20 protein-coding genes, 1 tRNA gene and 1 riboswitch are annotated in these 25748 nt (G+C 72.7%); of the genes, 14 read left to right on the top strand and 7 right to left on the bottom strand.

Annotated features, from left to right (window positions below; genetic code table 11):
- Positions 1-98 precede the first annotated feature (98 nt).
- The 7 genes from J2X59_RS03825 to J2X59_RS03855 all read left to right on the top strand — a co-directional run bounded on the left by J2X59_RS03825 (position 99) and on the right by J2X59_RS03855 (position 7995).
- Positions 99-629, top strand: a complete 531-nt coding sequence (locus J2X59_RS03825) for a GtrA family protein (RefSeq protein WP_326495756.1) — start codon at positions 99-101, stop codon at positions 627-629.
- The gene (locus J2X59_RS03830) at positions 626-2116 is read left to right on the top strand and encodes a glycosyltransferase family 2 protein (RefSeq protein ID WP_326495757.1); all 1491 of its coding nucleotides are present in this window, start codon (positions 626-628) and stop codon (positions 2114-2116) included. The genes J2X59_RS03825 and J2X59_RS03830 overlap by 4 nt, the downstream gene beginning before the upstream one ends.
- Entirely contained in the window at positions 2113-4101 is a 1989-nt protein-coding gene (locus J2X59_RS03835) for an ArnT family glycosyltransferase (protein ID WP_326495758.1), read from the top strand. Before J2X59_RS03830 ends, J2X59_RS03835 begins: the two co-directional genes overlap by 4 nt.
- A gap of 212 nt (positions 4102-4313) precedes the next feature.
- Positions 4314-5162 carry a DUF4397 domain-containing protein gene (locus J2X59_RS03840; RefSeq protein WP_326495759.1) on the top strand — a complete coding sequence of 283 codons (849 nt, stop codon included), beginning with the start codon at positions 4314-4316 and terminating at the stop codon, positions 5160-5162.
- 131 nt (positions 5163-5293) lie between these two features.
- Positions 5294-6445 (top strand): glycosyl hydrolase family 8, encoded by a 1152-nt coding sequence (locus tag J2X59_RS03845; RefSeq protein ID WP_326495760.1) that lies wholly within the window; start codon positions 5294-5296, stop codon positions 6443-6445.
- Positions 6442-7155 carry a class F sortase gene (locus J2X59_RS03850; RefSeq protein ID WP_326495761.1) on the top strand — a complete coding sequence of 238 codons (714 nt, stop codon included), beginning with the start codon at positions 6442-6444 and terminating at the stop codon, positions 7153-7155. Before J2X59_RS03845 ends, J2X59_RS03850 begins: the two co-directional genes overlap by 4 nt.
- A gap of 45 nt (positions 7156-7200) precedes the next feature.
- Positions 7201-7995, top strand: coding sequence for a polyprenol monophosphomannose synthase (locus J2X59_RS03855; protein ID WP_200884134.1), 795 nt, complete (start codon positions 7201-7203; stop codon positions 7993-7995).
- 207 nt (positions 7996-8202) lie between these two features.
- Here J2X59_RS03855 and treZ read toward each other — a convergent pair whose 3' ends face one another.
- The 3 genes from treZ to glgX are packed head-to-tail and all read right to left on the bottom strand — an operon-like array spanning position 8203 to position 14797.
- Positions 8203-9957: a malto-oligosyltrehalose trehalohydrolase gene (treZ, locus tag J2X59_RS03860; protein ID WP_326495762.1), complete on the bottom strand. Its 1755-nt coding sequence runs from the start codon at positions 9955-9957 to the stop codon at positions 8203-8205.
- Positions 9954-12401 (bottom strand): malto-oligosyltrehalose synthase, encoded by a 2448-nt coding sequence (gene treY / locus J2X59_RS03865; protein ID WP_326495763.1) that lies wholly within the window; start codon positions 12399-12401, stop codon positions 9954-9956. The genes treZ and treY overlap by 4 nt, the downstream gene beginning before the upstream one ends.
- On the bottom strand, positions 12398-14797 hold the full coding sequence (gene glgX, locus J2X59_RS03870) for a glycogen debranching protein GlgX (RefSeq protein ID WP_326495764.1): 2400 nt from the start codon (positions 14795-14797) through the stop codon (positions 12398-12400). Before glgX ends, treY begins: the two co-directional genes overlap by 4 nt.
- Positions 14798-14926: 129 nt before the next feature.
- Here glgX and J2X59_RS03875 point away from each other — a divergent pair, with 129 nt between their 5' ends.
- The 5 genes from J2X59_RS03875 to J2X59_RS03895 all read left to right on the top strand — a co-directional run bounded on the left by J2X59_RS03875 (position 14927) and on the right by J2X59_RS03895 (position 19349).
- Positions 14927-15247: a hypothetical protein gene (locus J2X59_RS03875; RefSeq protein WP_058727630.1), complete on the top strand. Its 321-nt coding sequence runs from the start codon at positions 14927-14929 to the stop codon at positions 15245-15247.
- A gap of 78 nt (positions 15248-15325) precedes the next feature.
- A riboswitch (TPP riboswitch) is annotated at positions 15326-15437 on the top strand.
- Complete coding sequence (locus J2X59_RS03880) at positions 15433-16182, top strand: ECF transporter S component (protein WP_326495765.1); 750 nt, start codon at positions 15433-15435, stop codon at positions 16180-16182. Its footprint overlaps the riboswitch before it by 5 nt.
- On the top strand, positions 16179-17912 hold the full coding sequence (locus J2X59_RS03885) for an ABC transporter ATP-binding protein (protein ID WP_442781408.1): 1734 nt from the start codon (positions 16179-16181) through the stop codon (positions 17910-17912). The genes J2X59_RS03880 and J2X59_RS03885 overlap by 4 nt, the downstream gene beginning before the upstream one ends.
- Positions 17909-18715 carry an energy-coupling factor transporter transmembrane component T family protein gene (locus J2X59_RS03890; RefSeq protein ID WP_326495767.1) on the top strand — a complete coding sequence of 269 codons (807 nt, stop codon included), beginning with the start codon at positions 17909-17911 and terminating at the stop codon, positions 18713-18715. Before J2X59_RS03885 ends, J2X59_RS03890 begins: the two co-directional genes overlap by 4 nt.
- On the top strand, positions 18708-19349 hold the full coding sequence (locus tag J2X59_RS03895) for an ATP-binding protein (RefSeq protein WP_326495768.1): 642 nt from the start codon (positions 18708-18710) through the stop codon (positions 19347-19349). Before J2X59_RS03890 ends, J2X59_RS03895 begins: the two co-directional genes overlap by 8 nt.
- A gap of 69 nt (positions 19350-19418) precedes the next feature.
- Here J2X59_RS03895 and J2X59_RS03900 read toward each other — a convergent pair whose 3' ends face one another.
- Entirely contained in the window at positions 19419-20834 is a 1416-nt protein-coding gene (locus J2X59_RS03900) for an MFS transporter (protein WP_326495769.1), read from the bottom strand.
- A 102-nt stretch (positions 20835-20936) separates the two neighbouring features.
- Here J2X59_RS03900 and J2X59_RS03905 point away from each other — a divergent pair, with 102 nt between their 5' ends.
- Positions 20937-22364, top strand: coding sequence for an LLM class flavin-dependent oxidoreductase (locus J2X59_RS03905; protein WP_326495770.1), 1428 nt, complete (start codon positions 20937-20939; stop codon positions 22362-22364).
- The gene (locus tag J2X59_RS03910; protein ID WP_326495771.1) at positions 22361-23683 is read left to right on the top strand and encodes an acyl-CoA dehydrogenase family protein; all 1323 of its coding nucleotides are present in this window, start codon (positions 22361-22363) and stop codon (positions 23681-23683) included. The genes J2X59_RS03905 and J2X59_RS03910 overlap by 4 nt, the downstream gene beginning before the upstream one ends.
- Positions 23684-23855: 172 nt before the next feature.
- On the opposite strand, the gene J2X59_RS03915 is transcribed toward J2X59_RS03910, so the two are convergent.
- From J2X59_RS03915 to orn, 3 genes are all read right to left on the bottom strand, one after another.
- Positions 23856-24200 carry a metallopeptidase family protein gene (locus tag J2X59_RS03915; RefSeq protein WP_326495834.1) on the bottom strand — a complete coding sequence of 115 codons (345 nt, stop codon included), beginning with the start codon at positions 24198-24200 and terminating at the stop codon, positions 23856-23858.
- A 75-nt stretch (positions 24201-24275) separates the two neighbouring features.
- Positions 24276-24351: transfer RNA gene (locus J2X59_RS03920), tRNA-His, on the bottom strand.
- 75 nt (positions 24352-24426) lie between these two features.
- Positions 24427-25065, bottom strand: a complete 639-nt coding sequence (gene orn / locus J2X59_RS03925) for an oligoribonuclease (RefSeq protein WP_066653036.1) — start codon at positions 25063-25065, stop codon at positions 24427-24429.
- Between the last annotated feature and the right edge of the window lie 683 nt (positions 25066-25748).

Genomic DNA, 25748 nt, shown 5'->3' on the forward strand with positions numbered 1-25748 from the left:
GGGCTGTACCCCGACCAAACCACTCCGCAACGTGCCCCCGAAGAGGGGGCATGACCCGAACCGTCACCCCCGTTCTGGTGCCACCAGGCACAGGCTCGGTGCCGACCTCCAACGCCTCGACCGCCCACTCAGCGGCGACCGGCGTCCCTGCGGCGAGCGTCCCAAGACCGGCCCTCGGCCCGCGGCTCCGCGCCACCACGACGCAGCTCGCGTCGTTCGGCGCCATCGGCGCGATCTGCTTCCTCATCGACCTCGGCGTCTACAACCTCCTGCGCGCGACGGTCCTGCCCGACGGCCCGATCGCCGCGAAGATCGTCTCCGCCGTCGTCGCCACGGTGGTCGCGTGGCTCGCGAACCGCTCGATCACGTTCCGTTCGCAGCGGCAGGTCGGCCGGAAGGAGACCCTCCGCGAGGGACTCCTCTTCGCCGTCACGAACGTCATCGGTCTCGGCATCGCCTCGGCCTGCCTGTTCGTCTCGCACTACGTCCTCGGCTTCACCTCGACCCTCGCCGACAACGTCGCCGGCAACGGGGTGGGTCTCGTCCTCGGCACCGTCTTCCGGTTCGCCGCGTACAAGGCCCTCGTCTTCCGTTCCACCGACGCTCACGCGAAGGAGCACGCCGCATGACCATCACCACCACGCTGCTGACGGCCGCCGGGCCGCTGCTGCAGCCGAACGAGGGGACCGGTCCCGCCGGGGACCTCCCGAACCGCGGGACCACGGACGTCCCGACGGGAGGCTCGGGGCAGGCTCCGCAGGTCGCCTGGTCGCTGGGCGAGTGGTTCGGCTACTCGGCGCTCATCGCGGTCTCCGTGCTGCTCACGGTGATCGCGCTCACCACGCTGTGGTGGATGCTGCACGCCTGGCGCTCACGCGACGCGCTGAAGTCGACGAGCTTCAGCCAGACCCCGCTGCCGGCCGCCCACCGCTTCACCCTGCTGGTACCCGGTCGGCACGAGCAGGACGTGATGGGCGAGACGCTCGACATGCTCGCGACGCAGGACCACCCGGACTTCGAGATCATCGCGATCGTCGGCGAGGACGACCCGGAGACGGACGCCGTCGTGCGCGCGGCTGCGGAGCGTCATCCAGGACTGATCCGCGTGGTCGTCGACGACACCGCACCGAAGAACAAGCCGAAGGCGATGAACCTCGCGCTGCAGTACGCGACGGGCGACATCGTCGGGGTGTTCGACGCCGAGGACGAGGTCTACCCGAAGCTCCTGTCGCTCGTCGACTCGCGCTTCCAGGAGACCGGCGCAGACGTCGTGCAGGGTGGCGTCCAGCTGATGAACTTCAAGTCGAGCTGGTGGTCGCTCCGCAACGTGCTCGAGTACTACTTCTGGTTCCGCTCGCGCCTGCACTTCCACGCGGGCTCGAAGTTCATCCCGCTCGGCGGCAACACCGTCTTCGTGACGAAGGAGCGCCTCGAGTGGTCGGACGGCTGGGACGCGCACTGCCTCGCCGAGGACTGCGAGCTCGGCGTCCGGCTCTCCGCCGACGGCGCGAAGGTCGTCGTCGCCTACAGCCCCGAGGCCGTCACCCGCGAGGAGACGCCGCCCACGTTCGCGTCCCTGCTCAAGCAGCGGACCCGCTGGAACCAGGGCTTCCTGCAGGTGCTCGGCAAGGGGGAGTGGAAGAAGCTGCCGTCCTTCCGCCAGCGCTTCTTCGCCCGCTACATGCTGACCATGCCGTTCATCCAGGCGGCGACCGGTCTGCTCATCCCGCTCAGCGTCCTGATGATCCTCTTCGTCAAGGTGCCGACGGCGATCGCCCTCGTCTCGTTCATCCCGGTGGCGCCCACGCTCATGCTGCTCGCCGTCGAGGTCGTCGGACTCAACGAGTTCGGTCGCATCTACAAGGAGAAGGTCCGCATCCGCGACTACGTGAAGCTCGTCCTCGGCCTGGTGCCGTACCAGGTGTTCCTCGCCGCAGCGGCCGTCCGTGCCGTCGTCCGCCACGTCAAGGGGCAGAACGGCTGGGAGAAGACCGAGCACACCGGGCAGCACCGCACGGCCTCCGCGACGCCCGAGGTCGTGGGCTTCGCGAACGCCGTCACCACCGACACGCAGCAGCGTGAGCTCGCCGGTTCGTCCGCAGGAGGTGCCCGATGACCGCCAGCATCACCCACACCACCGGGATCCCGGTGCGTGGCGCGGAGTCGTTCTCCGGCGTCCGCGGCTGGTTCCGCGTCCACGCGGCGAGCCTCGGCTGGCTGCTCCCCGTGCTCGCCGTCACCGTGGTGGTGCAGCTCTGGAACATGTCCGGCACGCCGCAGCGCATCGACGACGAGGGCACTTACACCGCCCAGGCGTGGGCGATCACGAACCTCGGCGAGATCACCCACTACACGTACTGGTACGACCACCCGCCGCTCGGCTGGATCCAGATCGCGGCCTACACCTCGGTGACGGGGGCGTTCGCGCGCTACCCGTTCGCCGTCGAGGCCGCACGCGAGGCGATGGTCTTCTTCGCCGCGGTGTCGAGCATCCTGCTGTTCGTGCTCGCCCGTCGACTGGGCGCGGGCCGTGCGACCGCCGCGGCCGCGGGCCTCGTGTTCGCCCTGTCGCCGCTGGCCCTGCAGTACCACCGCACGGTCTACATCGACAACGTCGCGACGCCGTGGCTCCTCGCCGCGTTCGTCCTCGTCCTGAGCCGGCGCCAGCAGCTCGCCGGGTTCGCCGGAGCCGCCGCGTGCCTCGGCGTCGCGGTGCTCTCCAAGGAGACGTACCTGCTCGCGCTGCCGTTCCTGATCTGGATCGCGGTCCGCCGGGCCGACAGGAGCACCCGTCGGTACACGCTGAGCGTCGCCGGGGCCGTCCTGGTCGTCATCGGTGGCGGCTACCTGCTGCTCGCCGCGGTCAAGGGTGAGCTCCTGCCCGGCGCCGGCCGGGTGAGCCTCTTCGAGGGCATCACCTACCAGCTCGGTTCGCGCACCGCGTCGGGATCGATCTTCGACGGAGGGAGCCTGGCGAACCAGGCCGCCGCACAGTGGTGGGCGCTCGACCCCGTCTTCATCGTGCTCGGTTCGGCCGCCGCGGTTGTCGGGCTCTTCCTGCGCCGGGTCCGCCCGATCGCCGCGATGCTCGTCTTCCTGCTCGCGATGATGTTCCGCCCGAACGGGTACCTGCCGGTGCCGTACGTCATCGTGCTCGTGCCCTTCGCAGCGCTGCTCGTCGCGTACACCGCCGAGCGAGCGGTCCTCGCGCTCGCCGGACGGATCCGGTCCAACGCCCGGACCCGTGTGCACGGATTCGCTCGACGTGGCTTCGGTGCCGCCTGGGCCGTGGTCACCGCAGCGGCCGTCGTCGTGGCGGTGCCGCTCTGGGGCACGCAGCTGCGCGGGTTCACGTCGGCGAACCTCGACCTGCCGATGCAGCAGGCCGAGCAGTGGGTCGGCGACAACGTCCCGAAGTCCTCGCGGCTGCTCGTGGACGACGCCATGTGGGTCGACCTGGTCCGCGACGGGTACGCCCGCAACAACGTCATCTGGTACTACAAGCTCGACACCGACGCCGCCGTCCAGCGCCAGTCGCCGAACGGGTGGAAGGACTCCGACTACGTGGTCACGACGGACTCGATGCGCACCGGCGGGAACTCCTCGCAGGACGTGTCGCTCGCCATCCGGAACTCGACGAGCGTGGCCACGTTCGGCACCGGTGACCAGCAGGTCGACGTCCGTCGCATCCACTCCGAGGGCGAGGCGGCCGCGAACGACGCGATCACCGCCGCGACGAACGGGCGGAAGACGATGGGGACCGAGCTCGCGCAGAACCCGGCGCTCCGGGCCGACGCCGGCACGAAGTCGCAGTTCCGAGCGGGGCAGGTCGACTCGCGCGCGATGCTCGCCCTCGGCCAGGTGCTCGCCGACCAGTCGGTGGCGGTCGAACGGTTCCGCCCGCTCACGGGGGAGGACGGGCAACCCTTCCGTCGGCTCGTCGTGCAGACCGCCGACCGGGCGGATGCTGCTCGTGCCGTCGCCACCTTCGATGCCATGAGCGACGGGATCCGCCCGGCCGACGTCGAGCGCGACGGGGAGCGGGTCGTCGTGACCTACACCCCGGCCGATCCCACGACGACGCCGACGAGCGCCTCCTGACCCCGGCCCCGTCGTGAGCGGGCGGAACCGGTAGCCGAACCGGCAGCCCCCGAGCAGGATCCGCCCGCTCGCGGAACGGCGAGCGCCTCCTGACCCGGGCCCCGTCGTGAGCGGGCGGAACCGGCAGCCCCCGAGCAGGATCCGCCCGCTCGCGCACCACTCACCAGCACCAGCACCAGCACCAGCACCACCCGAACCGAAGGAGCACCACGATGCACGCACGCACCTCCGCGCCCACCGCCACCCGCCGCGCCGCCCGCCGCCCGATCGTCGTCGCCGGGATCGCCGCAGCCGTCGTCGCCGCCACCGTCGGCCTCGCCGCACCGCAGACCGCCTCGGCCGCGACCGGCTCCGACGAGGGCTGGCTCCGCGTCGGCCACCTCTCCCCGGACACCAAGGGCGTCGACGTCGAGCTGACCAGCCTGTCCGGCGGCAAGACGGTGTTCGAGCTCGACGACGTCACGTACGGCCAGGTCAGCCCCTACCAGGAGCTCCCCGTCGGCACCTACGTCCTCTCGATGCGCGCTGCCGACGCCCCCGACTCCACCCCGGTGATCTCGACCGACGTCCAGGTCCAGCAGGGCGACGCGAACACCGTCGTCGCCTACGGCAAGAACGACGACCTGCAGACCAAGGCGTTCACCGACGACCTGCAGCAGCCCGGTGACGGCAAGGCCAAGCTCCGTCTCGTCCAGGCCGCGACCACGGCGAAGGAGGTCGACGTCAGCACCACCGACGGCACCGCCATCGCCGAGGACGCCTCCTTCGGCACGGCCACCCGGTACGCGACGGTGGGCGCCGGCAAGTGGTCGCTCGACGTCTCCGGCAGCGGCCAGCGCGGGACCGCCGAGGTCGACCTCGCCGGCAACACCGTGTCGACGCTCTTCGTCCTCGACGACAGCAAGGGCGACCTGACCGTCGTGCCCGTCACCGACGCGGCCGCCACGGCAACGACCCCGTCGGGCGGCGTCCAGACCGGTGGTGGCGGCGCAGCCGCTGACCGCCCCGTCACCGAGTTCACGCACGCGATCGTCGCGGCGTTCCGCTCGCTGTTCCACTGACCGACGGGCAGCCGACGGGTCGCGTGACCCGTCGGGCCCGGCCTGGAGGCGCGGATCACCGCAGCCCGAGCGCCCACCTGGTGCGCGCCTCCCGTCCGACCGTCCCCGACCACCCCGGAAGAGGTGCCGGCATGACCCGCAGGACCTGGATCCCCATCACCGCCGCAGCGGCGGTCGTCGTCGCCGTCGGCGCCGCCCTCGTCGCCGTCCGTCCGTGGAGCGACGCCGTGCCGCAGGCAGGAGCGACGTCGAGCGTGACCTCGTCGCCCGCCCCGGACGTCGACCGCAGCGCCGCCGAGCTGCGGCAGGACTTCCTCGACGACTACGTGCAGGACGGCCGGGTCGTCCGCACCGACCAGGGCGGCGACACCGTCAGCGAGGGGCAGGCCTACGGTCTGCTCATCGCCTACGCGGACGACGACCGTGCGACCTTCGGCGAGATCTGGTCGTGGACGAAGCGGCACCTGGTGACCGACGACGACCTGCTCGCGTGGCGGTGGACGCCAGAGGTCGGGGTCGTCGACGGCCAGTCCGCGAGCGACGCCGACCTCGACGCCGCCCGGGCACTCGTGCTCGCCGGCGACCGGTGGGGCGACGAACGGTACACCGCTGCGGGCAGGGCGATGGCGTCGGCGATCCTCGAGCACGAGACGGCGGAGACCGACCTCGGGACGATCCTGCTGCCGGGGCCGTGGGCGGACACCGAGCCGTACCGGTACGACGCGTCCTACGCGTCACCCGCCGCGTTCCGGATCCTGGAACGGGCGACCGGAGACCGCCGCTGGGCGGAGCTCACCGAGGGCTCCCGTGCGGTGACCGCCGCCGTGCTCGACGTCAGCGACCTGCCGAGCGACTGGTCCCAGGTGCACGCCGACGGCACGGTCGAACCGATGCCCGCGAACGGCGACCAGGGCAGCGTCGTCTACGGGTGGGACGCGATGCGGCTGCCGCTGCGCTACGCCGAGGCGTGCTCGGCCGAGGACCGCACGCTCGCCGGGTCGATCGCGCCGACCCTGCGCCGGAGCACCGAGCTCGCAGCCCAGCTCGACCTGGGCGGCACGGCCGTGACCGGGGACACCAGCGCGCTCGCCTACGCAGCACGGGCAGCGGCCGAGCACGCGGCCGGCTCGTCGTCGGCGGCGTCGGCCGACCTGCGGCGGATGGACCGGACCTCGGCGACCACCCCGACCTACTACGGCGACGCGTGGGCAGCGCTCGGCGCGACCATGCTCACGTCCGACGTCCTCGGTGGCTGCGCGACCGACGCGGGAGGTGCCTCGTGACCGGGCGTCGGGCCGCGACCGGACCGACCCGGTGGTGGTCCGGCCGCCGCGGTGTGCTCGTCGGTGGAGCGGTGGCGGCGGTCCTCGTCGGCGGCGGCATCGCCGGGGTGGCCGTCGCCACCACGGGGACCGACGCCGCGGGGACCCGGACGGCGGCGACCAGCAGCCCGTCCGCGAGGACGGACCCGGGTGCGGCGGCGAACGGCTCCGGGGCCGGCGACACGTCGGGCTTCCAGGACCCCGCTGCCCCGGCGGCACGCTCGACCGCCACACCGGTGCGGGTGGAGATCCCGGCGATCGGTGTGTCCTCGGGCCTCGAGGACCTCGGCCGCGGTGCCGCTGGGGAGCTCGACCCGCCGGAGGACTGGGACAGCGCGGGCTGGTTCGCCGACGGCATCGTGCCGGGGCAGGTCGGGCCGGCCGTGATCGCCGGGCACGTCGACAGCCCAACGAGCGCAGCCGTCTTCTTCCGGCTCGACGAACTCGTGGCCGGGGACGAGATCCACGTGGCGATGTCCGACGGCACGACCCGCACCTTCACGGTCGACCGTTCGGAGCGCGCCGCGAAGTCGGCCTTCCCGACGAGTGACGTGTACGGCAGCGCACCGACCCCGCAGCTCCGGCTGATCACGTGCGACGGTACGTTCGACACCGCGACCGGGCATTACACGGACAATCTGATCGTGTTCGCAGACCTGACGTCGGGCTGACGCAGGGCGACCCGATACCCTTCGATGCGAACCGCGAGGAGCACCATGAGCACGTCCCTGGTCATCATCCCGACCTACGACGAGGCGGAGAACGTCCGCCCGATCGTCGCCCGCACCCTGGCCGCGACCGACGACAGCGTCCACGTGCTCGTCGTCGACGACAACTCCCCGGACGGCACCGGCGACATCGCGGACGAGATCGCGCGTGAGACCGACCGGGTCCACGTGATGCACCGGACGGTGAAGGACGGCCTCGGCGGCGCGTACCTCGCGGGGTTCGCCTGGGGCCTCGAGCACGGCTACGACAAGCTCGTCGAGATGGACGCGGACGGCTCGCACCACCCGGAGTACCTCCCGTGGATGCTCGAGCTCGCCGACTCGAACGACCTCGTGCTCGGCTCCCGCTGGATCAAGGGCGGCGAGGTCGAGAACTGGCCGTGGTACCGCGAACTGCTGTCCCGCGGCGGGAACCTCTACACGCGGATGGCGCTCGGCATCGCGGTGCGTGACGCGACCGGCGGCTTCCGGGTGTTCACGTCGAAGGCGTTCGAGCGGATCGACCTGGCCGGGGTCGCGTCGAAGGGGTACTGCTTCCAGGTCGACCTGTGCTGGCGTGCGCTCGAGGCCGGGCTGCGGGTCGTCGAGACGCCGATCACCTTCACCGAGCGCGAGTTCGGCGTCTCGAAGATGAGCGGCAACATCGTCCGTGAGAGCCTGACGCTCGTGACGAAGTGGGGCATCGACCGGCGGGTGCGCGAGGTGCGCTCCGTCGTGAAGGACCACCGCCGACTGCCCTCGGTGCGCAAGAACGCGCACGCGGTCGGAGACCAGTCCGCCTGACCCGCAACGGCCCGGAACCGGTGCCGGTGCCGGTGCCGGTGACGGCCCGGTACCGATGCCGGTGACGGCCCGGTACCGGTACCGGTACCGGTACTGCCGCGCCGTGCCCGGCCGGTGTCGTGGCCGCTCTGGTCCGCGGAAGCAACAGTCCCCCGTGGGGGTTCCACGGGGGACTGTCGCTCTCGCAGATCGGTCAGGGCACGTCCGTCAGCGCAGGACCACCACGCCGCGCGACGCGAACCGGACCACACCGGCGTCGACGCTCGCCTCACCGAAGCGGTAGAGCTCCTCACCGGTCGCGTCCGGGACGGACACCTCGGCAGCGTCGTCGGCGAAGTTCACCACGACGTGCACCGGCGCCGCGTCGGGCCCGAGCAGGCCGCGGGTCAGCACGAGCCAGCGGTCGTCCCCGTCGAAGCGGACGGCGTTCGCCTCGTAGCGGTGGTCGACGAAGGCCTGCTCGGTGCGGCGCAGCGCGACGAGCACGCGGTAGGCCCGGAGGATCCGCGCACCCCGCTCCGAGGTGACGTCGGCCCAGTCGAGCTTCGAGTTCGAGAACGTCGTCGGGTCCTGCGGGTCCGGGACGACCGATTCGTCCCAACCGTGCTCCGCGAACTCGGCGATCCGGCCCTTCGCCGTGATCTCGCCCAGCGCCTTCTCCGGGTGGGAGGTGAAGAACTGCCACGGCGTGGTCGCGGCGAACTCCTCGCCCATGAACAGCATCGGCGTGAACGGGCCGAGCAGCGTCAGCGCCGCGGCGATGACGAGCGACTCGTCGTCGAGTGACGCCGCGAGCCGGTCGCCCGCGGCGCGGTTGCCGATCTGGTCGTGGTTCTGGTTCGCGACGACCAGCGCCGTCGCGGGCGACGTCCCGCGGTCGATCGGTCGACCGTGCCGCTTCCCGCGGAACGACGACCAGGTGCCGTCGTGGAAGAACCCGTGCTCCAGGACCTTCGCCAGCGCCGAGAGCGGTGCGAAGTCGGCGTAGTAGCCGTTCGTCTCGCCGGTGAGCGCCACGTGGACGGCGTGGTGGAAGTCGTCCGACCACTGTCCGGTCAGGCCGTACCCGGAGGCCTCCTGCGGACGGAACATGACCGGGTCGTTGAGGTCCGACTCGGCGATGAGCGAGAGCGGGCGCCCGACGAACTCCGAGTACGCCTCGGTCTCGGAAGCCATGACCTGCAGCACGTGCGGGCGCGTGGTGTCCCGGATCGCGTGCACCGCGTCGAGCCGGAGTCCGTCGACGTGGTGGTCGCGGAACCACATCCGCACGTTGTCCAGCACGTACCGGCGGACCTCGGGGTGCTCGACGTTGACCGAGTCGCCCCAGGTGTTCCCGAGCCCCTGCAGCAGGTACGGACCGTACAGCGGCAGGTAGTTCCCGCTCGGGCCGAGGTGGTTGTAGACGACGTCCTGGATGACCCCGAGGCCCAGCGCGTGGGCGGTGTCGACGAAGCGGTCGTAGGCGTCCGGACCGCCGTAGGGGTGGTGCACGGCGAACCAGCCGACCCCGTCGTAGCCCCAGTTCCACTCACCGTTGACGGCGTTGACGGGGAGCAGCTCGACGAACTCCACACCGAGCTCGACGAGGTGGTCGAGCTTCGCGGCGGCCGCGTCGAGGGTGCCCTCGGGCGTGTAGGTGCCGATGTGCATCTCGTAGATGACCCCGCCGCGGGCGGGACGGCCCGTCCAGGCCTCGTCGGTCCAGGCGAAGCGCTCCGGGTCCACGACCTCGGACGTGCCGTGCACCCCGTCCGGCTGGTACCGGCTGCGGGGGTCCGGGCGGACGTCCTCGTCGTCGTCGATGCGGAAGCCGTAGCGCGCGCCGACGACCGGGGCGACCTCGTCGGTGCTCCACCAGTCGTCGTCACCGCGGGTCATCGCGTACTCGACGTCGTCGACGACCAGGCGCACGCGCTCGGGGTTCGGCGCCCAGACGGCGTAGCGGGCGGGAACGGTCATGCGTGACCCTCCAGGATCTCGATCTCGGCCTGCTGGTCGGAGACGGCGGTGCCGCCCGACCCGGAGGCCGCGGGGGTGGTCGTCGACGTGGACGAGGAGGCAGCGGCCGCCCCGGCGTCGGCGAGGTCGGCGGGCACGAGGAGCGCCACCGGCAGGTCCGTGAGCAGCTCGGCGAGCGCGATGCCGCGGGACGCCGGGAACCGTCGACCGGTGAGCAGGTCGACCCGGTCGAGCGGCACCGGGTGCACCAGGGTGTCGCCCCAGCCCCCGACCCGCTCGAGTCCGACGGGCAGGCGTGTCGCGACGGTCACGGCACCGCCACGGTCGAACGCCAGGACGTGGTCGGCGGCGCTGCCCGTGGCCTCGAGCCCCAGGTAGCGGGTGAACAGCTCGGGGTGGTCGCGGCGCAGGCGCAGGGCCCGGCTGACGACGAGGGTCTTCACGGCACCGTCGAGTCCGACGGCCGGCAGCCGCTCGGGGCCGTCGTCCTCGGGGCCGTCGAGCCCGGCGAGCACGTGCCGGAGCTCGGCGTAGTCGACCGGTCGGCGGTTGTCCGGGTCGACGAGCGACCGGTCCCAGCCCTCGGTGCCCTGGTAGACGTCCGGCACGCCGGGCATCGTCAGCTGCACGAGCTTCTGGGCCAGCCCGTTCGACCACCCGGCAGCGTTGATGACCTGGTCGAGCTCGTCGAGCACGGCCACGACCTGCGGATCGTCGAACGACGCGTCGACGAGCGCGTGCATCTGCTCCTCGAACGCCTCGTCCGGCTCGGTCCACGTCGTGCTGTCGCCGGCCTCGCGCGACGCCTTCTCGGCGTAGGCGTGCAGGCGATCGCGGCTCGCAGGACGTGCACCGACGATGGCCTGCCACAACAGGTCAGCCATCACGGCGTCGTCGAGCGGGGCCAGGGACCGCAGCCGCGCGAGGGCGTCGGCCCACTCGGAGCCGAGCTCGGCGAGCACGCTGATGCGCGCACGGGTGTCCTCGCTGCGCTTCGTGTCGTGCGTGGTGAGCGTCGTCATGGTGTGTGGCCAGCTGCCCTGGCGGTCGCGCTGGGCCTGGTGGAAGTCCTCCACCGAGACGGCGAACAGGCTCGGGTCGGCGCCGACCTCGCTCAGGGTGGTCAGGCGCGACGTGCGGTAGAACGCGGTGTCCTCGACGCCCTTCGCCATCACCATGCCCGACGTCTGCTGCAGCCGGACGGCCGCGGCGTGACCGGGGTCGACGAGCGCCGGTGCGATGCGGTCGATCACGTCGTCGAGGTCCGGGCGGGCCTCGGCGGCGCGTTCGAGGGCGTCGATGAGGTGGTGGACACCCTCGGGCAGGTACGTCCGGTAGACCTCGAAGGACGCGACGATCTCGGCGACGGCGTCGACGACGCGGTCCTCGGGCACGTCCGGTGCCACGGGGGCGAGGAGCCGTGCGAGCCGGCGGACCTCGCTGCCGAGGATGCCGTCGGCGATCCCGCGCCGGGTGTCGTGCGTGAGCTGCTGCCAGTCGGCGGGCTCGGCACCGGACGCGGCGGTGAGCGCCGGTTCACCCGCGGGGTCGACGAAGACACGGTCGACCACGGCGAGGGCGTCGTAGCCGGTGGTGCCGTCGACCGGCCACGACGACGGGAGCTGCTCGCCGGGCTCGAGGATCTTCTCGACGAGCGTGTACGCGCCGCCGGTGAGGTCGTGCAGGTCCTGCAGGTACCCGGCGGGGTCGTACAGGCCGTCCGGGTGGTCGATGCGCAGGCCGTCCACGAGCCCGTCGCGGAACCAGCCGCCGATCGTGGCGTGGGACGAGGCGAACACCTCGGGCTCCTCGACGCGGATCGCCGCGAGGGTGTTGACCGCGAAGAAGCGACGGTAGTTGAGGTCGTGGTCCGCGCGCTTCCAGTGCACGAACTCGTAGTGCTGACGGGCGTGCACGGCTGCGACGTCGTCACCGTCCTGCACGGTGCCCTCGGCCGTCGGGTAGGCGGTCTCGCCGACGTACAGCCGGCCGTCCCGCAGCTCGACCGCGTCGAGCAGCCGGTCGTCGAGCACCGGGATCCGGATGCGCCCGTCCCCGGCCTGCCAGTCCACGTCGAAGGCCCACGCGACGGGGGAGCCCTGTCCGGACTCGAGCAGGGACCACCACCACGGGTTCGCCTCGGGGGTGGCGACGCCGACGTGGTTCGGCACGATGTCGACGAGGACACCCAGCCCGGCGGCGTGCGCGGCCTCGGCGAGGGCTCGGAGCGCGGCGTCGCCGCCGCGCTCGGTGTCGACGTGCGAGTGGTCGACGACGTCGTAGCCGTGCTGCGACCCGGGCTCGGCCTGCAGCACGGGGGAGAGGTAGACCCAGTCCGCACCGAGGGTGCGGATGTGGTCGACCACGCCCTGGGCGGCGTCGAGGTCGAAGTCTGCGGTGACCTGCAGCCGGTAGGTGGACGTGGGGACGCGGCGAGCGCTCACGCGGTGGCTCCTGTGGGTTCGGGTTCGGGTTCGGTGTCGGAGGAGTCTGGGTCGGCGTCGGTGTCGCTGACCGGGTCCGTTGCGGACGTGCCCTCGGCCGACGCCGTGAGCTGTTCCGCCCCGGACGGAGCAGCGTCGGACGGTTCCGCGCCGGACGGTGCAGCGTCGGACGGTTCCGCCCCGGTCGGTTCCGGGTCGGTGGCGGACGCCGCCGTCGACGCCGCGGGGTTGGTCGGGGTGGACTGCCGCCCGCCCTCGACCGACTCCACCTGCGTGGTGGTGACCTCGTGGTCGGGCTCGGCACGGAGCACGATCATCGAGCGCGCCGGTACGTCGAGCGGGGTCCCGGCGTCGAGGACCGTCTCGCGGGCGCCGGGTTCGGCCGTGTCGATCCGGACGGTCCACCCGGGCGAGTACTCCTCGGGTGGCAGGGTGAAGGTCACGACGTCGTCGTGTGCGTTGTAGTACGTCAGGAACGCCACGTCGGTCACACGCTCGCCCCAGCGGTCGCGTCCGCGGATGCCCTCGCCGTTCAGGTACATGCCGACGCTCTTGCCGAAGCCGGAGTCCCAGTCCTCGGGGTCCATCGCGTCGCCGGACGGGGTCAGCCACACGACGTCGGGCAGTGGCTCGCCCTCGCCCCGGCGCACCGGACGACCGTTGAAGTACCGGGTGCGGCGGAAGGTCGGGTGGTCGTGCCGGAGCTTCACGACGTCGGCGGTGAACTGCACGAGTTCGTCGTCGGCGTGCTCCCAGTCGATCCAGCTGATCGCGGAGTCCTGCGCGTACACGTTGTTGTTGCCGTGCTGGGTGCGGCCGAGCTCGTCGCCGTGGGCGATCATCGGCACGCCCTGGCTGAGCAGCAGGGTGGCGAGGAAGTTCCGCCGGCGCTGCAGTCGGAGCGCGGCGACCTCCGGGTCGTCCGTCGGCCCCTCGACGCCGGAGTTCCACGACCGGTTGTGGCTCTCGCCGTCGTTGTTGTCCTCGCCGTTGGCGTCGTTGTGCTTCTCGTTGTACGCGACCAGGTCGTACAGCGTGAAGCCGTCGTGGGCGGTGATGAAGTTGATGCTCGCCTTGGGCGTCCGGCCGTCGTGCTCGTACAGGTCGGCCGACCCGGAGATGCGCGAGGCGAACTCGCCGAGCGTCGAGGGTTCGCCCCGCCAGAAGTCACGCACGGTGTCGCGGTACTTGCCGTTCCACTCGGACCACTGCGGCGGGAAGTTGCCGACCTGGTACCCGCCGGGCCCGACGTCCCACGGCTCGGCGATGAGCTTGACCTGGGACACGATCGGGTCCTGCTGGACCAGTTCGAAGAAGGCCGCGAGCCGGTCGACCTCGTAGAACTCGCGGGCCAGGGCCGCGGCGAGGTCGAAGCGGAACCCGTCGACGTGCATCTCGGTGACCCAGTACCGCAGCGAGTCCATGATGAGCTGCAGCGAGTGCGGGTGCCCGACGTTGAGCGAGTTCCCGGTGCCCGTGGTGTCCATGTAGTACCGCTTGTCGTCCTCGACCAGGCGGTAGTACGCCGCGTTGTCGATGCCGCGGAAGGACAGCGTCGGCCCGAGGTGGTTGCCCTCCGCCGTGTGGTTGTAGACGACGTCGAGGACGACCTCGATGCCGGCACGGTGGAGCTCGCGCACCATCGCCTTGAACTCCTGCACCTGCTGCCCGCGGTCGCCGGACGACGAGTAGTGCGAGTGCGGCGCGAAGAAGCCGATCGTGTTGTAGCCCCAGTAGTTCGACAGCCCCTTCTCCTGCAGCGTGGAGTCGTTGACGAACTGGTGCACCGGCATGAGCTCGAGCGTCGTGATCCCCAGGCGCTTGAGGTGCTCGATGACCGCCGGGTGCGCGACACCGGCGTAGGTGCCCCGTTGCTCCTCGGGCACGTCGGGGTGCGTCTCGGTGAGGCCCTTGACGTGCGCCTCGTAGATCACCGTCTCGCCGTAGGGGACCCGGGGAGCCCGGTCACCCTGCCAGTCGAAGAACGGGTTGATGACGACGCCCTTCATCATGTGGGACGCCGAGTCCTGGTCGTTGGTCGAGTCCGGGTCGCCGAACGTGTACGAGAACAGCGCCTGGTCCCAGTCGATGTCGCCGCTGGTCGCCTTCGCGTACGGGTCGAGGAGCAGCTTGTGCGGGTTGCCGCGCAGTCCGTTCGCCGGGTCGTACGGGGCGTGCACGCGGAAGCCGTACTCCTGCCCCGGGGCGACGTTCGGCAGGTAGGCGTGCCAGACGTGTGCGTCCACCTCGACCAGGTCGACGCACTCCTCGTTCCCCGCGTCGTCGAAGAGGCACAGTTCCACGCGGTCGGCGACCTCGCTGAACAGGGCGAAGTTCGTGCCGCTGCCGTCGTAGGTCGCCCCGAGGGGGTACGGGTTGCCGGGCCAGGTGTGCAAACAGTCCTCCAGGTGTGGGTTCCGCCACGGTATCGGCGCGGGCCGTCCGCGTCCGCAGACAAGCCCCAGGGGTCGACGGCCGCAGGTGCTCGCCGGCCTGTGGAGGAACCGACGAGTAGCCTCGCGCGCATGGCCAACATCGTGAGTCAGATCGCAGACAAGGTGCGCCCCGTGGGCGTCTCGACCAACTACGGCGAACCGGTCGAGGTCGGGGACCAGACCCTCATCCCGGTGTCCATCGGCTGGTTCGGCTTCGGCGCCGGCGGGGACGACGAGAACGGCGGCGGCGGTGGCGGCGGGGCGTCGATCCCCGTCGGTGCCTACGTGCGTCGCCCGGGGCAGGACCTGCAGTTCGAGCCGAACCTGATCTCGCTGCTCGCGGTGAGCATCCCCACCATCTGGGTGACCGGCAAGGCCCTGAGCAAGGTGATCCGCGCCCTCAAGAAGTGACCCACCGGACGGGAGGCCCGTGGCGACGCCGCCACGGGCCTCCCGTCCGTCACGCGGTCACGACCGCGTCTAGACTGCTGCCACACACACGGGAGTCCGGGACCGCCGGGCTGAGAGGGAGCGAACGGCGCTCCGACCGTCGAACCTGATCCGGGTCATGCCGGCGCAGGGAGGAGTCAGCAACCATGCCTGCAACCACGCAGTCCGCAGCACCGTCCACCACCGTCAGGCGCTCGTTGCGCTGGCGGGTCGTCGACATCGTCGTCGCGAGCGTCCTCGCCGTCGCGATCGGTGTCGTCTTCAAGCTCTGGGAGTTCGGCTACGAGCCGATCAGCGCCGTCGCGGCCCTGGTCCTCCCCGGTACCCAGGCACTCTTCGGCGGGGTCTGGCTGCTCGCCGGGCCGCTCGTCGCCATCGTCGTCCGGAAGCCCGGGGCCGCGCTCTACGCCGAGATGGTCGCCGCCAGCGTCGAGGCACTGCTCGGCACCCAGTGGGGGTGGCTGACGCTCGAGGCCGGTCTCGTGCAGGGCCTCGGGGCCGAGGTCGTGCTCGCACTGTTCCTCTACCGGGCCTACCGGCTGCCGGTCGTCGTGCTCGCCGGTGCCGCCGCGGGGCTCGCCCTCGGCATCAACGACACCGTGCTCTGGTACCCGGGGCTCGACGCGGCGTTCAAGACCGTCTACGTCGTGTCCGCCGTGGTGTCCGGGGCCGTGATCGCCGGGCTCGGTTCGTGGCTGCTCGTCCGGGCGCTCGCCGCGACCGGCGTGCTGTCCTCGTTCGCCGCAGGGCGCGAGCACGCCCGACGGACGCACGCGACGACCCCGCAGCAGTCGTCCGCCCCGACCGGCGCGACCGTTCCGCTCGACGGAGCGCAGTCCGGCACCGCGACGCCTGCCGCCGAGCAGGCCGAGCGCGGGTCCCGCGCCGCCCGGTGACGGCCGTGTCGTCCTCGGGGGCGGCGCGGATCGCCTTCCGTGACTGGGGCTGGCGGTACGCCGGGCGCGACGCGTGGGCGGTGCGCGGTCTCGACCTCGTCGTCGAGCCGGGTGAGCGCGTCGCGGTCGTCGGCCCCTCGGGCGCCGGCAAGTCGACGGTGCTCCGCGCGGTCGCAGCGGTGCTGGCGGACGAACCGGACCCCGACGACGACACCGCCGCAGCCGTGCAGGGCTCGGTCCTGGTCGACGGCGCCGACCCCCGCGCGGTCCGCGGGCGCGTCGGCCTCGTCATGCAGGACCCCGAGGCCCACACGGTGATGTCGCGGATCGGCGACGACGTGGCCTTCGGGTGCGAGAACACCGGCGTCCCGCGGGCCGCGACGTGGGAACGCGTCCGGCACGCGCTCGGGGTCGTCGGCCTCGACCTGCCGCTCGACCGGTCCACGAGCCGGCTCTCCGGCGGGCAGCGGCAGCGTCTGGCGCTCGCGGGCGTGCTCGCGATGCGTCCCGGCGTGCTCGTCCTCGACGAACCCTGCGCGAACCTCGACCCCGAGGGCGTGGTGCAGGTCCACGACGCCGTGCGGGCGCTGCTCGACACCAGCGGTGCGACGATGCTCGTGGTCGAGCACCGGATCGGCACCTGGCTCGACCTGGTCGATCGACTCGTGCTCCTCGAACCCGGGGGCGGGGTCGTCGCGGACGGGACCCCCGCGTCGGTGCTCGCCGAGCACGGTCCGGCGCTGACGGCGGCCGGCGTGTGGGTGCCCGGTGCCCAGCCGGCGCGGGGATCGTCCCGGGCCGGCGGCGGACGTCCGGTCGCGCCGACGGCCGGCGCCGGACGTCAGGTCGCGTCGTCGACCGAGCGAGCGGGCGGATCAGCACCGGGAGCACCGGTGGCCGGGGGCGCCTTCCGCCCGCTCGACGAGGACACGGCGCTGCTCGAGGCGCGGGGACTCGCGACCGCGCGCGGGAGCATCCTCGGACGTGCCGGCGGGACCCGTGTCGGCAGCGGCATCGACCTCGGGGTCCGTCGCGGTCGGGTCCTCGCGGTCACCGGTCCGAACGGCGTCGGCAAGTCGACGCTCGGCCTCACCCTCGCCGGGCTCCTGCGGCCGTCCGGAGGGACACTCCTCGCGACGCCCGACCTGGCCGGGGAGGCCGGTGACGCGCCGATCCGATGGACGAGCCGGCAGCTCGCGGCCCGGATCGGGTCGGTGTTCCAGGACCCCGGACACCAGTTCGTGGCGCGCAGTGTCCGCGAGGAGCTCGGTGCCGGACCGCGCGCGCTCGGGCTGTCGGACGCCGACGTGCGGGTGGAGGAACTCCTCGACGCGTTCGGGCTCCGGCACCTCGCCGACGCCAACCCCTTCACGCTGTCCGGCGGTGAGCAGCGGCGGCTCGCGATCGGTGCCGTCGTCGCCTCGCGACCGCCCGTGGTCGTGCTGGACGAACCCACCTCGGGCCAGGACCGTGCGACCTGGCAGGCCGTGGTCGACCTGCTCGGGGCGCTGGCGGACGCGGGGACGGCGCTCGTCGTGGTGACGCACGACCGTGACCTCGTCCGTGCGCTCGACGCCGACGAGGTCGTGCTCGCCGCCGACGGTGCGAGGACCGTGCCGCCGGCCGGAACCGCCGTCCCGCCGGACGGACGCGGTGACCCGTCGGCCGGACCCGGCGCCGCGTCGACCGGACCCGGCGGACCCCGACCGACCACGGAGGTGCACCGGTGACCACCCCGACGACCCGCGCCGGTGCGGGCGGGCGAGCCGAGCCTCCCGGCCGGACGCGTCGCGGTGTCGCCGGCGTCCAGCCCGTCGCCGCGATGCTCGGCGTGCTCGCACTCGGCCTGTGCCTCGTGACGAGCCTCGACGTCGTCTCCGCGGCCGTCGCGCTCGCGCTGGAGCTGCTGCTCCTCCCGGTGCTCCGGATCCCGCCGCGGAGCCTGCTGCTGCGGGCGTCACCGGTGCTCGTCGCCGTGCCCCTGACGGCGCTGAGCATCGCGCTGTACGGCCGGCCCTCCGGGCGGGAGTGGTTCGACCTCGGCTTCGTCCACGTCACCGAGGGGTCGTTGACGCTCGCGCTGGCGACCGCGCTGCGGGTCCTCGCGGTCGGGCTGCCGGCCGTCGTGCTCTTCGTCGGGGTCGACCCGACCGACCTGGCCGACGGGCTCGCGCAGCTGCTGCGGCTGCCGGCCCGTTTCGTGCTCGGGGCCCTGGCTGCGGTGCGGATGACGACCCTGCTCGGCGAGGACTGGCGCCAGCTCGCCATGGCGCGCCGCGCACGGGGGCTCGCCGACCACGGACGGCTGCGGCGCGGAGCGTCGATGGCCTTCGCTCTGCTCGTGCTCGCACTCCGCCGGGCGACCACGCTGGCGGTGGCGATGGAGTCGCGCGGCTTCGGCGCTCCCGGTCCCCGGACGTGGGCGCGGCAGGCGCGGTTCGCGGGACCGGAGTGGGCGATGGTCGCCGTGCTCGTGGGCATCGGCGTCGCGTCGATCGGGGTGGCCGTGGCTGCGGGGACGTGGCGTGCCTGAGCGCGCGCGGCCGGGCGCGATCGCCTCGGGTGCGGTCGCCGGGGGAGCGATGCCGGACGTGACCGACGGGGGTGCGCGGCCGGACGCGACCGCCGGGGGAGCGGCACCGGACGCGGCGCTCGTCGAGGGGATCGCCGCGGCCGCAGCCGGCGCTGCTGCCGCCACCGGACGACGGCTCGTCGTGCTGGTCGACGGGCGCTCGGGCACCGGGAAGACCACGCTGGGCGACGCCGTGGCGGCACGGCTCGGCGCACGGGTCGTGCACCTCGACGACGTCTACCCCGGGTGGGACGGCCTGCGCGCGGCCGCCGACGCGGTCGTGTCCGACGTGCTCGGGACGCCGTCGGGGTACCGGCGCTGGGACTGGGAGCGGTCCGAGCCGGCGGAGTGGGTGTCGATCGAGTCGCACGTGCCGCTGGTGGTCGAGGGGTGCGGGGCGCTCTCCCGGGGGTCCGCTCCACAAGCGACCCTCCGGGTGTGGCTCGAGGCGGACGACGACGTCCGACGCGACCGGGCGATCGGCCGCGACGGCGAGGTGTTCGCCCGCGAGTGGGAGCGCTGGGCTGCCCAGGAGCGTGCCTTCATCGCCGCGGAGGCGCCCGCGGAGCTCGCGGACCTGGTGCTCAGGACGTAGTCGGTGTGGTCGCCGGTGAGACCCGGGCTGACCGACGTCCCTCGCGGCCCGGAGCCCGAGCCCCGTCGCTCAGCCCGAGACTGGCCCACCGGCACCGGCACCGGCACCGGCACCGGCACCGGCACCGGCCGCCCGGGCGTCCGCCCGGGCGTCCGCCCGCTGCGCGTCGCGCACCGGGTCGACCGCGAACACCGCGGCCACGACCGACAGCACCGCGTACACGCCGAGGTACGCGCACAGGATCCACGGCGAGCCCCCGCCCACCTCGACGAACACCGCCGCGAGCAACGGCGTCAGCCCCACCGAGAAGATCGACCCGATCTGGTACCCGAGGCTCATGCCCGAGTAGCGCCGCCCGGTCGGGAACTGCTCCGCGAACCACGCCGCCTGCGGACCGTAGATGCTGTCGTGGAACACGCTCATGCCGATCAACGCGACGAGCGGCAGCAGCACCAGGGGTCCGGCGTCGAGGAACGCGAAGAACGGCCAGATCAGCACGCCGATCCCGATCGCGGCCCCGATCGCGAGCGGCCGGCGCCCGACCCGGTCGGACAGCCACCCCCAGAACGGCGTCGACACGAGCGACACCGCCGAGATCACGAGCACCGCCTGGAGCCCGGCGGCCGAGCCCTCCTCGCCGCGCCTCGCCCCGAGGTAGGTCAGCGAGTACGTCGTCAGGATCGAGTAGAGCGCCGGCTGGACGAGCCGCAGCCCTGCGGTGACGAGGATCGACCGCGGGTGCCGACGGACCGCCTGCCACACCGGGAACCGCTCGACACCGCCGGACGCGCGCAGCGCCTGGAACACCGGGGCGTCCTGCACGCCGAGCCGGATGACGAGTCCGACCGCGACGATGACCGCGGAGAACAGGAACGGCAGGCGCCACCCCCAGGCCAGGAACGCCTCGTTGCCGAGCAGGGTCCGCACGAGCGTGAAGACCCCGGTCGCCAGCAGCATGCCGCCCGCGGACCCCATCTGCGTGAACGCCCCGAACAGTCCCCGGTGCCGCGTCGGCGCGTGCTCGACCGACAGCAGCGCCGACCCGCCCCACTCCGCGCCGGCTGCGACGCCCTGGAGCAGTCGCAGCACCACGAGTGCGACCACCGCGCCGACCCCGATCGTCGCCGCCGAGGGGATCACCCCGATGAGCGTCGACGCGATGCCCATCAGCACCAGGGACGCCACGAGCAGCTTCTTCCGCCCGATCCGGTCGCCCAGGTGCCCGGCCACGATGCCGCCGAGCGGCCGCGCGACGAAGCCGACACCGTAGGTCGCGAAGGACGCGATCACACCGACGGCCGGCGTGGCGGACGGGAAGAACGTCGGGGCGAACACGAGCGCCGAGGCCGTCGCGTACAGGTAGAAGTCGTAGTACTCGACGGTCGTCCCGACGAACGACGCGAGCGCGACGCGACGTCGGGTCGCGTTCGTGGACGGAGACGGGGGACGGACGGGAGGCGCGGCTGCGGTCGTCTGGGTCGGCATGCCTCAGGAGCATGGTCGCCGCCCGGCCGCCGCGGAACCGCGCCCGTAACGCGAGGTCACGTCATGACCGTCGGCGGCGGCTCCCCGGACACCATGGGGGGCATGAGCGATGCACCGATCCGTCCGCTGCGCTTCGCGGCCTTCGTCATGAACACGACGTCGCACATCCAGCACGGCCTCTGGCGGCACCCGGACGCCCGGCAGGCGGACTTCGACGACGTCACGCTGTGGACCGACCTCGCCCGGACGCTCGAGCGCGGGAAGTTCGACGCGATGTTCTTCGCGGACGTCGTCGGCACGTACGGCCCCGCCCGCGGCGACTACGCGACGAACCTCCGCGAGGGGCTGCAGATCCCCTCGAACGACCCGTCCGTGCTGCTCTCCGCGCTCGCCGTGTCGACCGAGCACCTCGGCCTGGCGTTCACCTCGAGCGTCATCCAGGCGCACCCGTTCGACTTCGCCCGCAAGGTGTCGACGCTCGACCACATCACCCGCGGCCGCATCGGGTGGAACGTCGTGACGAGCGCCCTCGACAGCGCCGCCCGGAACTTCGGCGCCGACCGGCTCGAGGAGCACGACGAGCGCTACGCCTGGGCCGAGGAGTACCTCGAGGTCTGCGCCAAGCTGTGGGAGGGGTCGTGGGAGGACGGCGCCGTGCTCAAGGACCCGGTGCGCGGCTACGCCGACCCGGCGCAGGTGCACCGCATCGACCACCACGGCAAGCGGTACGACGTGCAGGGGCCGCACCTCAGCGCGCCCTCGCCCCAGCGGACGCCCGTGTTGTTCCAGGCCGGGTCCTCGCCGGCCGGCCGGGCCTTCGCCGCGCGGAACGCCGAGGCACAGTTCATCCTCACCTCGAACCGGGACGCCACCGAGCAGCTGATCCGCGAGACCCGCGACCTCGCCGCCGCCGTCGGCCGACGCCGCGAGGACATCGCGTTCTTCCTCGGCCTGACCTTCGTCACGGGATCCACCGAGGCCGAGGCGAAGGCGAAGGAAGCGGAGATCGACGAGTACCTGGCCGCCGACGGCTTCCTCGTGCACTCGAACCTCGGCTTCGACCCGGACACCGGCGAGCCGCTCGACCCGGCGACGCCGCTGTCCGAGGTCCGGACCCAGGCCGGGCAGTCGCACCTGCAGTGGCTCCGCGAGGCCGCCGGCGACCGCGAGCCGACCATCGCCGACCTCGCCCGGCTCTCCGCCAAGCTCCGGGCACGGGTCGTCGGGACGCCCGAGCAGATCGCGGACGAACTCGCCGCGTGGCAGCGGGTCGGGGTCGACGGCGTGAACGTCATCAACTGGACGCTGCCCGGCTCCTACGAGGAGTTCGTCGACCACATCGCGCCGACGCTGCAGGAGCGCGGACTCATGCAGTCGGAGTACCGGGAGGGCACCCTCCGCGAGAAGCTCTTCGGCCACGCGCAGCTGCCCGACTCGCACCCGGCGAGGCGGTGGCGCGGCGCGTTCTCCGGCGGCGCGGCCGGGACCGGTGCGGACGAGGCGCGCGACGCCGTGGAGGTGACCGCATGACGGACGCGACGACGAGCACCGGGGGTGAGCCGGGCCTCCCGAGCGACCGTCCGGACGACGTGACGGCGAGCGCCGGGGGTGAGCCGCGCCTCCCGGCCGACCGTCTCGCAGTCCTGCGTGCGCGCTTCGCGCCGGTCGTCGAGGCGATCCGCGAGGGCGCGGTCGCGCGCGAGCTGGCGTCCGGCACCCCTGGCGACCGCGACCTCCCGCACGCCGAGGTGCGCGCGCTGGCAGACGCGGGCTTCGGGCGGCTGCGCGTGCCCGAGGAACGCGGTGGCTTCGGCGTGACGCTCGTCGAGCTCGCGCACCTGGTGGCGGACCTCGCGGCGGCGGACTCGAACATCGCGCACCTGTGGCGGGGACACTTCGGGTACACGGAGCTCGTGCTCCTGCGTCCGGACTCGCCCGCTCGGGACGAGTGGCTCCAGCGCATCGTCGACGGGGCGATCGTGGGGAACGCGACCTCGGAGCGGACCGGCACGACGCTGGCGGACATCTCGACGACCGTCGCTCCCGACGACTCCGGCACGTGGCGGCTCGACGGGCGCAAGTTCTACTCGACCGGCACGCTCTACGCCGACTGGATCTACCTGGCGGCCGACCGCGACGGCGAGCGGGTGACCTTCGCCGTGCCGACCGGTGCACCGGGTGTGACCGGCGTCGACGACTGGGACGGCTTCGGGCAGCGCCTCACCGCTTCGGGGACGACGGTGTTCTCCGGTGTCGCGGTCGACGAGTCGGTCGTCTCTGCGTACCGGGACGCACCGCTCTCGCACATCCAGGCCTTCTACCAGCTGTACCTGCTGGCGGTCCTCGCCGGGATCGGACAGGCCGTCGTCGACGACGCCGTGGCGTTCGTCCGGCCGCGGACCCGCACGTACATCCACGCTAACGCCGCCGTACCGGGGGAGGACCCGCAGGTGCTGGCCGTGCTCGGACGGCTGTCGGCGGGGGCGTTCACCGCGCGGTCGCTCGTCGTCGCGGCGGCAGGGCTGCTCGACGGGGTCGTGGCGACGAACGAGCCCGGGGTGGGCGTCGACCACGCACTGCTCGATGCCGCCGAGAACGCCGTCTACCAGGCGCAGGTCGAGATCGGGCCGCGGGTGCTGCAGGCGGCCACGGAGTTGTTCGAGGTCGGTGGGGCCTCGGCGGCCGACCGGACGCGGGCGCTCGACCGGCACTGGCGGAACGCCCGGGTGGTGGCGTCGCACAACCCTGCCGTCTACAAGGAGCGACTCGTGGGGGAGTACGTGCTGCACGGGCGGGGGCCGGTGGACGCGTGGGAGCGGTACCACGAGGTGGGGCCGACGCGGTTCTGAGGGCGCGCGCCGCGCGGGCGCGCGCCGCGGCGCGTGCCGCGGCGCGTGCCGCGGCGCGTGCCGCCAGCGCGAGTCTCGGCCCCGCGGACACTTTCGCGTCTTCGGAGCCGCGAAACCGTCCGCCAGCGCGAGTCTCGGCTCAGCGGGAGCCGCGAGCGGGATCCGGCAGCCTCTACGCCCAGCCGAGCTCGTGCAACCGAGCGTCGTCGATGCCGTAGAAGTGCCCGATCTCGTGGACGAGCGTGGTGTGCACCTCGTCCCGGAGATCCTCGACGGTGTCGCACTCCTCGAGGTGCTGCTTCCGGAACACCACGATCCGGTCGGGGAGCTCGCCGAACCCGTACTGCCCGCGCTCGGTCGTGGCGACCCCGTCGTAGTACCCGAACAGGTCGGAGCCGTCCTCGGGCTCGTCCTCGACGACGAACACCACGTTGTCCAGCCCGTCGACCATCTCGTCGGGCAGCCGGTCGAGCTCGTCGGTCACGAGCTGCTCGAACTCGTCGGCGGACATCTCCATCACGGACTCGATGGTGGCACACGACCATCCGAGAACTGCGAAGGCCCCGTCCTGCGGGACGGGGCCTTCGACTGCTGGGGTGAATAACGGGTCTCGAACCCGCGACCTCCTAGACCACAACCAGGCGCTCTACCAACTGAGCTATATCCACCATGTCCGAACCGGCTGACCGGCGCGACCACTCAATAGTAGTACATGCCGGAGGCCGCGACGACCACGCGTGTCGCTACTCCGCCGTGGGCTGCCCGAGCCGCGGCTCCCACTTCTCGACCACCTCGGCCGCGACGGCGCGGACGTCCTCGGTCGTCGGGCCGGGCTCCGGGATGAAGCCGGCGCGACGGTAGTACTCGAGCTCGCGGATCGACTCGAGGATGTCCGCGAGGGCACGGTGGCCGCCGTGCTTCTCCGGCGCGTTGAAGTACACGCGCGGGAACCAGCGGCGGCAGAGCTCCTTGATGCTCGACACGTCGACGCTGCGGTAGTGCAGGTGCCCGTCGACGCGGGGCATGTACTTCGACAGGAAGGCGCGATCCGTGCCGATCGTGTTGCCGGCCAGCGGCGCGCTGCCCTCGGCCGGGACGTGCTGGAGGATGTACTCGAGCACCTGGTACTCGGCGTCCGCCAGCGAGACACCGTCCGGGATCGCCTCGGCGAGGCCCGAAGTCGCGTGCATGTTCGTGACGAACTCGTTCATGTTGTCGAGCGCCGACTGGTCGGGCTTGATCACGATGTCGAACCCGGGGTGCACCGGGACGAGGTCGAAGTCCGTGACGACGACGGCCACCTCGACGAGTTGGTCGACCTCGACGTCGAGGCCGGTCATCTCGCAGTCGATCCAGACGAGGCGGTCGTTCGCAGTTGCCATGTCCTCGATCCTATTCCGCACGGGTGACGCTCCCGCGCCCGGACCCGAGGCTGTGGAGCGATCCCGGTCGGCACCGTGCCGGCACCGCTCGAGGCGACACCGGGACGCTGTGGCCGCACGGCCGCCCCTGGCCGAGCGGGCGGAACCCGCAGCCGCGAGACGACCCGTCTGCAGGATCCGCCCGCTCGCGGCGCGCGCGGTCCGGATCCAGGTGGACCGTGCCTCCCGGTCGGTCCGTGAGCGGGCGGAACCCGCAGCCGCGAGACGAGCCGTCTGCAGGATCCGCCCGCTGGCGGCGCGCGCGGTGCGGATCGACGTGCGCCGTGCCTCCCGGTCGGTCCGTGAGCGGGCGGAACCGGCAGCCGCGATCCGGAACGGCGGCGGGATCTGCCCGCTGGCGACCGGGCCGTCCCTGCGGTGTCACGGCACGCGTCCCGGTCGGCCGATCCAGGCGGGCGGGCGGAATCGTCGACTGGGCGACCACCACGGCGCGCCTTCCGCCCGCTCGCGTTCACGCGGCTGCCCTCACCACCGGTCTGGAGGCTCGACCCGCGTCCGACGGTCCGCTCCGGCCCGTCCTCCGGTTGCCCAGCGGGCGGAACCGGTCGGGCGGACGGCGCCGGCCCGGCGCGTCCTGCCCGCTCGCGCGGCTCGCGCGGCCTGCCGAGCGCACTCGGCCCCGA

Origin of the sequence: Curtobacterium sp. 260 (assembly GCF_030803485.1) — a bacterium.
GTDB lineage: Bacteria > Actinomycetota > Actinomycetes > Actinomycetales > Microbacteriaceae > Curtobacterium.

Bases quoted from the DNA above. Each gene is read 5' to 3' on its own strand.
- J2X59_RS03840 (WP_326495759.1), top strand. From the start codon at position 4,314: ATGCACGCACGCACCTCCGCGCCCACCGCCACCCGCCGCGCCGCCCGC.
- J2X59_RS03855 (WP_200884134.1), top strand. From the start codon at position 7,201: ATGAGCACGTCCCTGGTCATCATCCCGACCTACGACGAGGCGGAGAAC.
- J2X59_RS03900 (WP_326495769.1), bottom strand. From the start codon at position 20,834: ATGCCGACCCAGACGACCGCAGCCGCGCCTCCCGTCCGTCCCCCGTCT.
- J2X59_RS03875 (WP_058727630.1), top strand. From the start codon at position 14,927: ATGGCCAACATCGTGAGTCAGATCGCAGACAAGGTGCGCCCCGTGGGC.
- J2X59_RS03835 (WP_326495758.1), top strand. From the start codon at position 2,113: ATGACCGCCAGCATCACCCACACCACCGGGATCCCGGTGCGTGGCGCG.
- J2X59_RS03910 (WP_326495771.1), top strand. From the start codon at position 22,361: ATGACGGACGCGACGACGAGCACCGGGGGTGAGCCGGGCCTCCCGAGC.
- J2X59_RS03830 (WP_326495757.1), top strand. From the start codon at position 626: ATGACCATCACCACCACGCTGCTGACGGCCGCCGGGCCGCTGCTGCAG.
- J2X59_RS03880 (WP_326495765.1), top strand. From the start codon at position 15,433: ATGCCTGCAACCACGCAGTCCGCAGCACCGTCCACCACCGTCAGGCGC.
- J2X59_RS03915 (WP_326495834.1), bottom strand. From the start codon at position 24,200: ATGGAGATGTCCGCCGACGAGTTCGAGCAGCTCGTGACCGACGAGCTC.
- J2X59_RS03845 (WP_326495760.1), top strand. From the start codon at position 5,294: ATGACCCGCAGGACCTGGATCCCCATCACCGCCGCAGCGGCGGTCGTC.
- orn (WP_066653036.1), bottom strand. From the start codon at position 25,065: ATGGCAACTGCGAACGACCGCCTCGTCTGGATCGACTGCGAGATGACC.
- J2X59_RS03905 (WP_326495770.1), top strand. From the start codon at position 20,937: ATGAGCGATGCACCGATCCGTCCGCTGCGCTTCGCGGCCTTCGTCATG.
- treZ (WP_326495762.1), bottom strand. From the start codon at position 9,957: ATGACCGTTCCCGCCCGCTACGCCGTCTGGGCGCCGAACCCCGAGCGC.